Source organism: Mesorhizobium sp. WSM4823, assembly GCF_055811195.1.
This window is the reverse complement of sequence record NZ_JBVVQL010000034.1, coordinates 1-14,034: the sequence shown is the minus strand read 5'-3', so window position 1 is coordinate 14,034 and position 14,034 is coordinate 1. Positions and strand designations below refer to the sequence as shown.

General features: G+C 61.7%; 12 protein-coding genes. 11 read left to right on the top strand and 1 reads right to left on the bottom strand.

The genetic code is table 11. From position 1 onward, the window contains the following. Positions 1-161 precede the first annotated feature (161 nt). Positions 162-989: a MurR/RpiR family transcriptional regulator gene (locus AC0L26_RS31740; protein WP_473636056.1), complete on the bottom strand. Its 828-nt coding sequence runs from the start codon at positions 987-989 to the stop codon at positions 162-164. A gap of 135 nt (positions 990-1,124) precedes the next feature. Here AC0L26_RS31740 and AC0L26_RS31735 point away from each other — a divergent pair, with 135 nt between their 5' ends. From AC0L26_RS31735 to AC0L26_RS31685, 11 genes are all read left to right on the top strand, one after another. Continuing rightward, on the top strand, positions 1,125-1,946 hold the full coding sequence (locus AC0L26_RS31735) for an N-formylglutamate amidohydrolase (RefSeq protein ID WP_473636055.1): 822 nt from the start codon (positions 1,125-1,127) through the stop codon (positions 1,944-1,946). 21 nt (positions 1,947-1,967) lie between these two features. Next, positions 1,968-3,482: an amino acid permease gene (locus tag AC0L26_RS31730; RefSeq protein ID WP_473636054.1), complete on the top strand. Its 1,515-nt coding sequence runs from the start codon at positions 1,968-1,970 to the stop codon at positions 3,480-3,482. 93 nt (positions 3,483-3,575) lie between these two features. Continuing rightward, on the top strand, positions 3,576-4,946 hold the full coding sequence (locus tag AC0L26_RS31725; protein ID WP_473636053.1) for a glutamine synthetase family protein: 1,371 nt from the start codon (positions 3,576-3,578) through the stop codon (positions 4,944-4,946). Between the two features lie 3 nt (positions 4,947-4,949). After that, positions 4,950-5,312: a hypothetical protein gene (locus AC0L26_RS31720; RefSeq protein WP_352933049.1), complete on the top strand. Its 363-nt coding sequence runs from the start codon at positions 4,950-4,952 to the stop codon at positions 5,310-5,312. Positions 5,313-5,329: 17 nt separating this feature from the next. Then, a complete protein-coding gene (locus tag AC0L26_RS31715; protein ID WP_473636052.1) occupies positions 5,330-6,715 on the top strand; it encodes an aldehyde dehydrogenase family protein in 1,386 nt (461 codons plus the stop codon). Positions 6,716-6,732: 17 nt separating this feature from the next. Beyond that, a complete protein-coding gene (locus AC0L26_RS31710) occupies positions 6,733-7,905 on the top strand; it encodes an iron-containing alcohol dehydrogenase (protein ID WP_473636051.1) in 1,173 nt (390 codons plus the stop codon). 244 nt (positions 7,906-8,149) lie between these two features. Next, on the top strand, positions 8,150-9,256 hold the full coding sequence (locus AC0L26_RS31705) for an ABC transporter substrate-binding protein (RefSeq protein ID WP_352933055.1): 1,107 nt from the start codon (positions 8,150-8,152) through the stop codon (positions 9,254-9,256). A gap of 164 nt (positions 9,257-9,420) precedes the next feature. Further along, a complete protein-coding gene (locus AC0L26_RS31700) occupies positions 9,421-10,410 on the top strand; it encodes an ABC transporter permease (protein ID WP_473636050.1) in 990 nt (329 codons plus the stop codon). Further along, the gene (locus AC0L26_RS31695) at positions 10,407-11,198 is read left to right on the top strand and encodes an ABC transporter permease (protein WP_473636049.1); all 792 of its coding nucleotides are present in this window, start codon (positions 10,407-10,409) and stop codon (positions 11,196-11,198) included. Before AC0L26_RS31700 ends, AC0L26_RS31695 begins: the two co-directional genes overlap by 4 nt. 14 nt (positions 11,199-11,212) lie before the next feature. Then, positions 11,213-12,277: an ABC transporter ATP-binding protein gene (locus AC0L26_RS31690; protein ID WP_473636048.1), complete on the top strand. Its 1,065-nt coding sequence runs from the start codon at positions 11,213-11,215 to the stop codon at positions 12,275-12,277. A 134-nt stretch (positions 12,278-12,411) separates the two neighbouring features. Then, a complete protein-coding gene (locus AC0L26_RS31685; protein ID WP_473636047.1) occupies positions 12,412-13,962 on the top strand; it encodes a cation:proton antiporter in 1,551 nt (516 codons plus the stop codon). Positions 13,963-14,034 lie beyond the last annotated feature (72 nt).

Below are 14,034 nucleotides of genomic sequence, written 5' to 3'. Positions count from 1 at the left end.
GGTAGCTCGTCAGGCTCATAACCTGAAGGTCACAGGTTCAAATCCTGTCCCCGCAACCAAACACAAAAACGGCCCGCCTCAAGCGGGCCGTTTTGCGTTTGAACCGGGCGCCTTCTCCGGCACGGAAGCGACCATGTCGTCGAATTCGGGCCGCGTCGGCCCTACCTTAGGCCTTCCAACTCGCGGATGCGTTTGGCGCCGTCGGCCTCGAGCTGCCGGGTGACGGCGCCGATCAGCGTTTCGGCCACGACGAAAAGGGCCGCCGACGAGTCCCAGGCCGAAGGCACGGCGGTGCGGCCGGCTATGACATGGCGGGCAAAGCGGGCAATCGGCGACAGCCATTGGTCGGTGAACAGCACGATCTGCACGCCGCGCTGGTGCGCCGTCTCAGCGAAACGGACCAGGCTGTCCTGGTAGCGCCTGATGTCGAAGATCACCAGCACGTCGCGCTTGCCCATGTCGATCAGCCGGTCGCGCCAGACGCTTTCCTGTCCGGCGAGGTGAAAGACGTTGGGCTGGACGATGGCGAGGTGGGCGGCCATGTAGCGCGCCAGCGGATCGGTGAAACGGCCGCCGATCAGGAACGTCTTGCCGCGTCGATCGGCAAGCTTTGCAACGATGTCGGCAAGCTGCTTGTCGGAGAGATGCCTGAACGTCTCGCGCATGTTGTCGAGCGTCGCCTCCAGCATCGGCGACACCGCGCCGCCGTTCGGCGATGGCTGGTTGAGCGTCCGCGATGCAGGCGACTGCAATTGCGCCGCCAGTTCGTCCTGCAGCGCCGATTGGAATTCCGGATAATTCTGGAAGCCGAGCCGGGCGACGAAACGCAGGATCGTCGGCGACGAGACGCCGGCGGCAGCTGAGAACTCGGCGACCGTCTTCAGGCCGATCAGCGGATAGCTGGCGATTAGCGTTTGCGCTGCGCGGCGCTCGCCCGCCGGCATCGTGCCGATGCGGTCCGAGATCAGTTCGGCAATGCTCGAAATCATCTTTTCCCCACCCTTGGCCGCTTTGCCGAAATCGCGTTTGACAAAGCCCGACAAACTGTATGAAATCATCCACAGGGATGCAATGAGGCAAAATACGTAACATACGATACAGCGCTCCCCGGGGACTGCAGGACAATGGAGACAGCACGGCCCGCCAGCCTTGCATCGCCTGAAACCGTGAGGGTGACCAACCCTGGCGGTTCGAGCCCTTTTGTGCTGACCTGCGACCACGCCTCCAACTTCCTGCCGCCGGAATTCGGAACGCTCGGCCTTGCTGCCGAGCAGCTTTCCCGCCACATCGCCTGGGACCCCGGCGCGCTGCCGGTCGCTCGCCGCATGGCCGAGGCGCTCGACGCGACGCTGGTCGAGACCTGCATTTCGCGGCTCGTCATCGACTGCAACCGGCCACTGGATGCGCCCGACCTAGTGCCGCCGGTCAGCGAGACCACGGCGATTCCGGGCAATGCCGGCCTGTCGGAAAAACAGCGCGCCGCGCGCATCGCCCTGTCCTGGCAACCCTTCCATAATGAGGTTGCGAGCATTATCGACAAAAGGCTGGCGCACGGGCTCGAGACGCGGCTGGTTTCAATCCATTCCTTCACCCCGGTCTACAACGGCACCAGCCGGCCCTGGCACATCGGCATCATCCATGACGAGGATCGGCGGCTGGCAGCGCCGCTCATTGCCGCGCTGCAGCGGCTCGCCGGCGTCACGGTCGGCGTCAACGAACCCTATTCGCCGGCCGACCGCGTGTATTTCACGCTGGAACGCCACGCGCGCCCGCGGGGGCTACCCTGCGCGATGATCGAAATCCGCAACGACCAAGTATCCGACGAAGCCGGGCAGCGAAAATGGGCGGATCTGCTCACGGGTATTTTTTCCGATATCGAGCCGTCATCCGGATCCCAGGGATCTGGCCGGCGCGGGCTCGGCCATCCAGTGGAACCGGTCAACTGACAAGAAGAAGGGGACTTTCAAATGGCAGGCGGTAATACGAAGCAAGTCGGCAGCGTCGCATATGCGAAGCGCGACAAATCTTATTTCGAGGACCGGCAACTGGTGCGTCATGCCAATGTCTGGCATCTGTGGGCACTCGGCGTCGGTGCCGTCATCTCAGGACATTTCTCGGGCTGGAATTTCGGATTCGGAACAGGCGGCTGGGGCGGCATGCTGGTGGCCGGCATCATCATTGCCATCATGTATATCGGCCTCGTCTTCTCGATCGCCGAGATGAGCCCGGCTTTGCCGCACACCGGCGCTGCCTACTCCTTCGCCCGGACGGCGATGGGGCCGTGGGGCGGCTTTATCACCGGGCTTTGCGAAAACGTCGAGTATGTCGTGACGCCGGCCGTGATCGCCTTCTTCATTGGCTCTTATATGGGGGGCATCTGGTCGGTCGCCTTTCCCGACTCCAGCGTTTGGCCACCACTCTGGTGGCTGGTGACCTATGCCGTGTTCCTGGCGTTGAACATTTTCGGCGTCGCGCTGTCCTTCCGCGTCACCCTGATCGTGACGCTGCTATCGCTTGCCGTGCTGATCGTCTTCTGGATCAGCGCTATCCCGAGCATGGACTTTTCGCGCTGGGCGCTGAACATCGGCGTCGGTCCGGACGGAGCGGCGATGGAACTTCCCGAAGGCAATGGCTCGATGTTCCCGTTCGGCTTGTCGGGCGTGCTGGCGACGTTGCCCTTCGCGGTGTGGCTGTTCCTGGCGATCGAGCAGCTTCCGCTTGCGGCGGAAGAATCGGTCGACCCCAAGCGCGACATGCCGCGTGGCATTATCGCCGGCATGCTGACGCTGATCGTCTCGGCCTTCATGATCGTGCTGCTCAACCCGTCGGTCATCGGAGTCGGTTCCTTCAAGCTCGCCACTTCCGGCGAGCCTTTGCTCGACGGGTTCCGGGCGATTTATGGCGACTCCGGCGCAGTGCTGCTTGGCCTCATCGCGCTGGTTGGATTGATCGCAAGCTTCCACACCATCATCTTCGCCATGGGCCGCCAGGTCTATTCGCTGAGCCGTGCGGGCTATTTCCCGTCCGCGCTGTCGGTCACCCACAAATCCTACAAGACACCATATGTGGCGATGTTTGCGGGCGCCATCGTCGGCTTCGGCATCATGCTGATCATGTGGTTTGCGCTGGGCGGCGACGCAGCCGGCTCGCTCATTGGCTCGGTGTTGTTGAACATGGCGGTGTTCGGCGCCATGTTCTCCTACATCCTGCAGGCGGTGTCCTTCATCCTCCTGCGCCGGAACCAGCCGAACATGGAACGTCCCTATCGCAGCCCGCTCGGCGTCCCAGGCGCGGTGCTGACGATCGTCATCGGCGTGATCACTCTGCTCTACCAGATTCAGGACGCGAACTTCACCAAGGGCGTGGTGTGGGTTGCGTTGTGGTTCGCCATCGCGATCGTCTATTTCGGGCTGGTCGGCCGTCACAAGCTGATCCTGTCGCCGGAAGAAGAGTTCGCGCTGGAGCACGCGCAGAAAGCCTGACCTGTCTCGAACCCAAAGACACCCGGCCGCTTCCCGCGGCCGGGTCCAGATTTGAACTCTCGAAGCGCCACAATGGCGGCGGAGCTTGCAAGAATGGCCGGAAATTTCTCGTTCGATCAGTTGAAGAAGGCGGTCTCCAACGACGAGGTCGACACGGTGCTGGCCTGCATCGTCGACATGCAGGGGCGGCTGGCGGGAAAGCGGTTCCTGGCCAAGTATTTCGCCGATTCCGCCCATGACGAGACGCATGGCTGCAACTATCTCTTGGCCGCCGACATCGATATGGAACCAGTCCCCGGCTACAAGGCAGCGAGCTGGTCGAAGGGTTACGGCGACTTCGTCATGAAGCCGGATCTATCGACGCTGCGGCGCATTCCGTGGCTGGAAAAGACGGCGCTGGTGATCTGCGACGTGCTCGACCACCACACCCATGATGACCTGCCGCATTCGCCGCGCGCCATCCTGAAGAAGCAGATCAAGCGGCTGAGCGAGCGCGGTTATATCGGTTATTTCGCCTCCGAGCTCGAATTCTATCTGTTCAGCGAGACCTATGATTCCGCCCGCAAGAAGCACTGGCAGGGCCTCGACACAGCCTCGCCCTATATCGGCGACTACCAGATCGGCATCACCACCAAAGAAGAAGGCGTCATGCGCCGGCTGCGCAACGAGATGGAGGCTGCCGGCATTCCGATCGAGAACTCAAAGGGCGAGTGGGGACCGGGCCAGGAAGAGATCAATGTGCGCTATGCCGAAGCGCTCGACATGGCCGACCGCCACGTCATCCTGAAGAACGGCGCCAAGGAAATCGCCGAGTCCGAGGGCAAGGCGATCTCGTTCATGGCCAAGTACAATTACGGGCTGGCCGGCAATTCCAGCCACATCCACAATTCGCTGTGGAGCGCCGACGGCAAGACGCCGCTTTTCTACGACAGACAAGCTGAATGGACGCTGTCGACGCTCGGTCAGCAATGGGCGGCCGGCCAACTCAAATATGCCAAGGAATTCACCTGGTTCCTGGCGCCCTACATCAATTCCTACAAGCGTTTCCAGGCCGGCACCTTCGCGCCGACCAAAATCATGTGGAGCGAGGACAACCGCACCGCCGGCTTTCGCCTGTGCGGCGAGGGCACTAAGGGCATCCGCATGGAATGCCGTATCGGCGGTGCCGATCTGAACCCTTATCTCGCCTTCGCCGCGCTGATCGCGGCCGGCCTTGCCGGCATCGATGAAAAGCTGGAACTGCAGAAGCCCTTCGTCGGCGATGCCTATCAGGCCTCGCAGCTGCCGGAAATTCCGAAGACCCTGCGTGATGCCACCGAGACGCTGGCGAAATCGGAGATGCTGAAGCAGGCGTTCGGTGACGGTGTGCTCGAGCATTATGTCCATACGGCGCGCTGGGAGCAGTTCGAATACGACCGCCGCATTACGGACTGGGAGCTGCACAGGGGGTTCGAGCGGTACTAGGCAATGGATTGGAACAAGCGCCATCGCGGCCACGGCATGTCCGCAGCAGAATGGATTACGCTTGTTCCAAACGAACTGGACATCGATGCGGTAGGCCTATGGCAAATCATCCCAGTTGGGCGGCATGAATTTGAATTCGAAGGCGAGGATCTTAAGGAGTTCACGAGGCAGGCCCTGAAAGGCCTGCTAGCAAGGGGAGCGGTCCCGATAACCGGCCAGGGTCAAACCTGGGCCGCTGATTACCAGTACGGAACAATATCTGATGAGATAATCGAGAATGTCGTGAAGAAATGGCTGTCGAAAGGGATGCATGATCCAGACGTTGGAGACGTATGGTTCGGCACGGTAGCCGTCTTAGAAGAATGAAACCCAGGAGTGCGTAAGTGGAAACCGTGAAACTCAAATCTCCCGTCGATGGCTCGATCTATGCCGAGCGGCCAATCGCCACGGATCGGGCAATCAATGCCGCGGTCGAACGTGCCAAGGCGGCGCAGGAGAAATGGGCTGAGACGCCGGTCGTCGAGCGCGGCAAGTACATGTTGGCCATGCTGGAAGCGCTAGTCGCCATGACCGACGAGATCGTCCCGGAGATCGCCTGGCAGATGGGCCGTCCGGTGCGTTATGGCGGCGAGTTCGGCGGCGTCAGGGAACGCACCAGCTACATGGTCGAGATCGCGGAAGCGGCACTGAAGCCGGTGATGGCCTCCAATCCGAAGGACGGGTTTCGCCGCTATGTGAAGAAGGTGCCGCTTGGCGTCGTCATGGTGATCGCGCCGTGGAACTATCCCTATCTCACCGCCGTCAACACCATCGTGCCGGCGCTGATGGCCGGCAGCGCCGTCATCCTCAAGCACGCGGCACAGACGCTGCTGGTCGGCGAACGCTTTCAACAGGCCTTCGACAAAGCCGGCCTCCCGAAGGGCCTGTTCCAGAACATCGTCATGAACCACGCCCAGACCGAAAGGCTGCTCGGTTCGGGCAAGATCGACCATGTCAACTTCACCGGGTCGGTTGCCGGCGGCCGCGCGATCGAAAAGGCTGCGGCAGGCACCTTCATGACGCTCGGCCTCGAACTCGGCGGCAAGGACCCGGCCTATGTCCTGGCCGATGCCAAGATGGATCATGCCGTCGCCAATTTGGTCGACGGCGCGTTCTACAATTCCGGCCAGTGCTGCTGCGGCATCGAGCGCGTCTATGTCCACGAGAAGGTCTATGACGAATTCGTCGAAGGCTTCATCGCCGAAACCAGGAACTACGTCGTCGGCAACCCGCTCGATCAGGCGACGACGATGGGACCGATGGCACAGGCGCGCTTCGCCGACCTGATCCGCGAACAGAAGGCCGAGGCGCTGCGCAAGGGTGCCAAGGCGCTCATCAACATGAAGGTTGGCAACGACGAGCCGGGCTCGCCGTATCTGGCGCCGGAAGTGCTGACCGAAGTCGATCATCAGATGAGCGTGATGCGCGAGGAAAGCTTTGGGCCGATCGTCGGCATCATGAAGGTGCGCAACGACGAGGAAGCGATCGCGCTGATGAACGACAGCCCCTACGGGCTGACGGCGTCGATCTGGACCCGCGACACCGAGCATGCGGTGGCGATCGGAGACCGCGTCGAGACCGGCACCGTGTTCATGAACCGCTGCGACTATCTTGATCCGGCGCTGGTCTGGACCGGCGTCAAGGACACCGGCAAGGGCGCGGCCCTGTCGGCCATCGGCTACGACAATCTGACGAGGCCGAAATCATTTCATCTGCGTGAAGCCATCTGATTTTCTGAAAGAACAAAATGTCAAAACTCATTTCCAAATGGAATTACCCGACGACCGTGCGCTTCGGTGCGGGGCGCATCAAGGAGTTGCCTGATGTGCTTGATGCCGCCGGCATCAAGCGGCCGCTCTTCGTCACCGATCCGGGGCTGGCCAAGCTTCCGGTCGTCGCCTCGACACTGAAGATGCTCGACGATGCCAAGGTTCCCTATGGGGTGTTCTCCGAGGTCAAGCCGAACCCGGTCGAGTCCAACCTGACCGCTGGCATTTCCGTGTTCAAGAAGGGCAAGCATGACGGCATCATCGCCTTCGGCGGCGGGTCGGCACTCGACCTCGGCAAGCTGATCGCCTTCCAGGCGGGCCAGACGCGGGCGGTCTGGGATTTCGAGGATATCGGCGACTGGTGGACACGCGCCAATTCCGATGCGATCGCACCGATCATCGCCGTGCCGACGACGGCTGGCACCGGTTCGGAGGTCGGCCGCGCCGCCGTCATCACCAATGAAGCCACCCACACGAAGAAGGTCATCTTCCATCCAAAACTTTTGCCGGCGATCGTCATCGCCGATCCGGAATTGTCGGTGGGCATGCCTAGCTTCATCACCGCCGGTACCGGCATGGATGCGCTCGCTCACTGCCTCGAAGCCTACTGCGCGCCGGGCTATCATCCGATGGCCGACGGCATCGCTGTCGAAGGCGTGCGGCTCGTCTTCGAGAACCTGCCGAAAGCCTACGCCAACGGCAAGGATCTCGCCGCCCGCGCTCATATGATGAGCGCCGCTGCAATGGGCGCTGCCGCCTTCCAGAAAGGACTAGGCGCCATCCACTCGCTGTCGCATCCGATCGGCGCGCTCTACGACACCCATCACGGCATGACCAACGCCGTGTTCATGCCTTACGTGCTGGCCTTCAACCGCGACGCCGTCGAGACGCGTATCGCTCGGCTCGCGGCCTATTGCGGCATCAAGGGCGGCTTCGACGGATTCGCCAAGGCCGTTATCAAGCTTCGCAAGGAATTGAAGGTGCCGCACGCGCTGCCCGGCCTGATCAAGGGGCTCGACATGGACAAGAAGCGCAGGGGCCTGATCGCCGACATGGCGGTGGTCGATCCGACCGCCGGCGGCAACCCGGTCAAGCTGACCAGGAAGGCCGCGCTGACGCTGCTCGAAAACGCGATTGCGGGCACCGTCTGAGACGGTTTTTACGCCGAGAAATTGATCTGGGAATTGAGGGCAATGAAAGGGGAAAAGGATGAAAGGCAAGGCCGAAACTAGTTAGCCGGAAAAAGAATCGCGGAGCGATTGCTACAACAAGTTAAAAAGCGTTTACTTTTTCGTACTGCAGGGCATCGCTTTCACAAAGCTTTCATCTGGCTGTCACACGAAAACGATAGCCCATCGCAGGCGCTCAACGGCGTCAGTTCAACGGAGAGAACACATGTTCAAATTCACGGGAAAAGTGCTTTCCCTTACGGCCGTCGCCCTGATGGCGACCTCTGCCATATCGTCGGCCCAGTCCATGGATGAACTGGTTGCCGCTGCCAAGGCAGAAGGCCAGCTCACCACTATCGCGCTGCCACATGACTGGTGCGGCTATGGCGCCGTGATCGCCGGCTTCAAGGCGAAATATCCGGAAATCACCGTCAACGAGCTGAACCCCGATGCCGGCTCCGGCGACGAGATCGAGGCGATCAAGGCCAACAAGGACAATAAAGGCCCGCAGGCGCCCGACGTCATCGACGTCGGCCTGTCTTTCGGACCCACTGCCAAGGCCGACGGCCTGTTGATGCCCTACAAAGTGTCGACCTGGGACTCGATCCCCGACAGCGCCAAGGATGCCGATGGCGCCTGGTACGGTGACTATTACGGCGTTCTGTCGATGATGGTGAATAAAGATCTGGTCAAGGAAGTGCCGGCCGATTGGGCCGATCTTCTTAAGCCGGAATATGCCAACGCCGTCGCACTCGCCGGGGATCCGCGCGCCTCTAACCAGGCGATCCAGGCGGTGTATGCCGCCGGCCTTTCAAGCGGCGCTGCGGCCGGTGAAGCCGCAGGTACTGCCGGCCTCGACTTCTTCAAGAAACTCAATGCCGCCGGTAATTTCGTGCCGGTCATCGGCAAGCCGGCGACGCTTGCGCAGGGTCAGACGCCGATCCTGATCAACTGGGACTACAATGCGCTTGCCGGCCGCGACACGCTGAACGGCAACCCGCCAGTCGACGTCGTCGTGCCGAAGACCGGCGTTGTCGCCGGTGTCTACGTGCAGGCGATCAGCGCCTATGCGCCGCATCCGAATGCCGCCAAGCTCTGGATGGAATATCTCTATTCCGATGAAGGCCAGATCGGCTGGCTGAAGGGCTATTGCCACCCGATCCGCTTCAACGATCTCGCCAAGAACGGCAAGATTCCGGAGGATGTGCTGGCCAAGCTGCCGCCGGCGGCATCGTATGAGGCCGCCGTGTTCCCGACGCTCGAGGAGCAGGGCAAGGCCAAGGAAGCCATTACCAAGAACTGGGACGCCGTCGTCGGCGCCAACGTTCAGTAAGATTGAAAACCGCCGGGCGGCTTCACCGCCGCCCGGTACTCCACTAGAGCGATGTGCGTCCACTTGAACGCACAAAGCACGCTCTAGAACTCAAATTTTCGCATCGTGCTTTCCGAAAATCGAGTTCGATTTTCGGGCCGCTGCGATAAGACGGTAGCCGGCGCATGACCGATCTCTCGCTTTCCGACCACGCGATTGCCGGGAAGACGGCGCCGCCCGGCGAGGCGCGCGCGTTTCGGCTGCCGACGCAATGGTTGGGCGTGGCGCCGTTCTTCATCTTCGCCATCATGTTCCTGGTCCTGCCCACGCTCTATCTGGTGCTCGGCGCGTTCCAGAACGATGCCGGCGCATTCACCTTCGACAATATCGTCGGTATTTTCGACCCACCCAACCTGTCGAAATACATGCAGTGCCAATATGATTCCTGGATCTCCTGGGTCGACGGAAACTGCAAGCTGCCCAGCATCCTTGCCGCCTACTGGATATCGATCAAGATCAGCCTTGCTTCGTCGCTCATCGGCGCATTTGCCGGTCTGGCCATTGCCATCGCCATCGTGCGCGGCGGCCTGCCGAACTGGATACGGTCGGCGACGCTGACCTTTTCCGGCGTGGCTTCGAATTTCGCCGGCGTGCCGCTGGCCTTCGCCTTCCTTGCAACGCTCGGCCGCCTCGGCCTCGCGACAGTGATCCTGAACACCGTGTTCGGCTTCAATATCTACGCCCACGGCTTCAACATCCTGTCGTTCTGGGGCCTGACGTTGACCTATGTTTATTTCCAGATCCCGCTAATGGTGGTCATCATCACACCGGCGATCGACGGACTGAAGAAGGAATGGGGCGAGGCGGCCGCGACGCTTGGCGCCACCACCGCGCAATACTGGCGCATGGTCGTCATCCCGGTGATCTGGCCGAGTTTTCTCGGCACCGTCATCCTGTTATTCGCCAATGCCTTCGGCGCTATCGCCACCGCCTATGCGCTGACCGGCTCGTCGCTCAACATCATTCCCATCGTGCTTTATGCGCAGATCCGCGGTGACGTGCTGCACAACCCGCATCTCGGCTATGCCATTGCCTTCGGCATGATCGTCATCACCGGCCTCGCCAACGTCTTTTACATCTGGTTCCGGACGCGCAGCGAAAGGTGGCTCAAATGAAGAGCGGACGTTTTTGGGCCTGGGTCGTCTTTGCGCTGGGCGCGGCCTATTTCTTCATTCCGCTGATCGCGACTGTGGAATTCTCGATGCGTATGCGGCGCGGCGTCTATTCCTTCGATGCCTACAAGGTCGTGCTTGGCGACCCTCGCTTCCAGGCGACCTTCGGCTATTCCGTGCTCGCTGCCGTCTTCACCATTATCCTCGGCGTGCTGATCGTCGTGCCCACCGCTTACTGGATCCGGCTGCGGCTGCCGCAGCTAAGGCCGGTCGTAGAGTTCATCACGCTGCTGCCGCTGGTCATCCCGGCCATCGTCATCGTCTTTGGCTATATCAGAATGTACGGATCGAACTCGCCGCTGCCATTCCTGGCGAGCGATACGGGCACCAACGCCCTGCTGGTCATCGGCTATGCGACGCTGGCGCTGCCCTATATGTACCGCGCCGTCGATACCGGGCTGCGCACCATCGACGTCAGAACGCTGACGGAGGCGGCGCAGATCCTCGGCGCCGGCTGGGCCACGATCATCACCCGCGTCATCCTGCCCAATGTGCTGATCGCAGTGCTGTCAGGCGCCTTTCTTACCTTTGCCATCGTCATCGGTGAATTCACCATGGCCAGCCTGCTCAACCGACCAGCGTTTGGTCCTTATTTGCAGAACATCGGCGCCAATCGTGCCTACGAGCCGGCGGCCCTTGCCATCATTGCCTTCGCCATCACCTGGGGCTGCATGTCGCTGATCCAGATCCTGTCCCGCTTCGCGCCGAAGTCGGCGAACCGCCCGAACTGATCGAAAGAAAAGCCATGGCCGAGCCATTCCTCTCCATCCAGCATGTCCGAAAATCTTTCGGCCCCACCACCGTGGTCCAGGATTTCAACCTCGACGTCGAGCCGGGCGAATTCGTCTCCTTCCTCGGACCATCGGGCTGCGGCAAGACGACGGTGCTGCGCATGGTTGCCGGCTTCGAGGAGCCGAGTGCCGGCAAGATCGTCGTCGCCGGCAAGGACATCACAAGGCTGAAGCCCAACCAGCGCAATGTCGGCATGGTGTTCCAGGCCTATGCGCTGTTTCCGAATTTGACCGTGGCCCAGAACATTGCCTTCGGATTGAAGGTTGCGGGCATGCCAAAGGCCGATGCCGACAGGCGCGTTGCCGAAATGCTCGACCTCATCAAGCTGCCGCAGATGGGTGATCGCTACCCCTACCAGCTCTCCGGTGGCCAGCAGCAGCGTATCGCGCTGGCGCGGGCGATTGCGCCAAAGCCGAAGCTCCTGCTGCTCGACGAGCCGTTGTCGGCGCTCGACGCCAAGGTCCGCGTGTCGCTGCGCGAGGAGATCCGCTCGATCCAGAAGCGGCTAGGTATCACCACGATTTTCGTCACCCACGACCAGGAAGAGGCGTTGTCGATCTCCGACCGCATTGCCGTCATGTATGGCGGCAAGGCCGAGCAGGTCGGCACGCCGTTCGAGATCTACAACCGGCCGGCAAGCAAGTTTGTCGCCAATTTCGTCGGCACGCTGAACGTGCTCGAAGGCACCGTCACCGATGCGGCGTCGGGCAAGGTGCGCGTCAATACGCAGGAAGTCTCGCTCAAGGGCAAGCTCAACGGTTCGAAATCCGGCGACACGCTGTCGCTGGCGCTGCGGCCCGAGGCGATTTCGCTCGGTCGCCAGCCAGGCCGCGATTCCAGCCTCACGGGCGAGATCTCCGAAGTGCATTTCCTCGGCTCGGTTATCCGGGTTCGCGTCGGCATCGGCGGCAGCACGGTGTCGCTCGACACGTTCAACAGCCCGGCCACCCCGCCGCCCGCTGTCGGCGAGAAGGCCGAGATTTCCTTTTCATCGAGCGACATGCTGGTGCTGCACTAGGAGAAGAGTGAATGGTGAATGGCAAGGAATGCACTTTACGCGCCGAAATTCTATGTAACCACCATTCAGCAGCACCCGAAGCCGTCGCCTTTTTTTGCAGTGCCATTAGCCTGGCTTCGCCGTTACGGTGAGGCATGGCGCTTTTCGAGCTGACCCTTGTTCTCCTGCTGACCGCCGTCGCGCTGACGGCGCTGTCGCGACGTCTTCAGGTTCCGTATCCCTCCTTGCTGGCTTTGGCAGGTGTAGGCATCGCCTTCCTGCCGTTTGCGCCGACCATCGAGATCGATCCCGAACTTGCGCTCGCTTTGTTTATTGCGCCGGTGCTTCTTGACGCAGCCTACGACACGTCGCTGCGCGACCTCAATCGCTATAGGCTGCCGCTTGTCTTACTGGCGCTTGGCGCCGTCATCTTCACAACCGCGGCGGTGGCGCTGGTCGGATGGACAATGGCGGGCCTACCCGTCGCTGCGGCCATCGCCCTTGGTGCGATCGTGGCGCCGCCCGATGCGGTGGCGGCGTCGGCCGTGCTTGGGCAATTCAAGGTGCCGCACCGCATCACCGCGATCCTGCAAGGCGAAAGCCTGCTCAACGACGCCACAGCACTCCTGATCTACCGCATGGCGGTTTCCGCAGCTGCCGGCTCCATCCTGCTGAGCGGCGCAGTTCCGGTGATCTTGCTGTCGACGGTCGGCAGCCTTGCCGCCGGTTACGTGCTCGGCCGATTGTCGCTCGTCACGCTCACCCGCATCGAGGACCCGGCGAGCGGCACCGTGGTGCAATTTGCCGGGACATTCGGCGTCTGGATCCTGGCCGACCGGGTCGGGCTCTCCGCCATTATTACGATCGTGGTTTATGCCATGACCATCGCGCGCACTGCGCCGCGCCGCATGCCGGCCAGAAATCGCGTCAGCTCCTACTCGGTCTGGGAGACCGCGGTCTTCGTGCTCAACGTGCTGGCCTTCGTCCTGATGGGACTTCAGGCACGGTCGATCGTCGGCCGGCTTGCCGAGCAGGGGCAGGTCGAAGCGTTCGTCTTCGCCGCAGCCGTGCTGGCAGTCGTCATTGTTTCGCGGCTCGTCTGGGTGCTGGGATGCGGCGCGATTATGAGGTGGCTTGCCAGCTTCGGTGACGCGAACCGGCAGGCCGAAGCCCCGTCGTTTCGAGGCGGCGTGCTGATCGGCTGGTGCGGCATGCGCGGCCTGGTCACCCTTGCGGCAGCGTTTGCCCTGCCGGCCGACTTTCCTGGCCGCGACCCGATCGTGCTCGCCGCTTTCTCGGTCGTTCTCGGCACATTGGTGCTGCAAGGCATGAGCCTGAAGCCGCTGCTGCGCTTGCTTCGTCTCGACCCGGACGAGACTGTCGACCGCGAGGTCGCGCAGGCACGCGTCGCCATCATGCAGGCTGCGCTGGATGTGTTGAGCGGCAAGACATCGAGTGCCGCGGCCGCGGTACGCGAGCAGTTTACCGCCCAGCGCGTGATCGCCGAAAATCCTGACGATGCCCAGGCTGCAACCGAATACGACAGGCTGCGCCTCTATGCCGTCAAGAGCCAACGTGATGCGTTGGAACGGCTGCGCATCGACGGTACGATTGGCGATGAAGCATATCATCGGCTGGAGGAGGAACTCGACTGGTCGGAACTGGCCGCTTCTCCGCCCGGCCGATTTCAGCCGCTGACGACTTAGAGTCTTTCACGTTTTAACGGAAGCGTAGCCTGCGTTCGCAAAGTAATTGTCGCATTCGTCGGGGTCGATAGT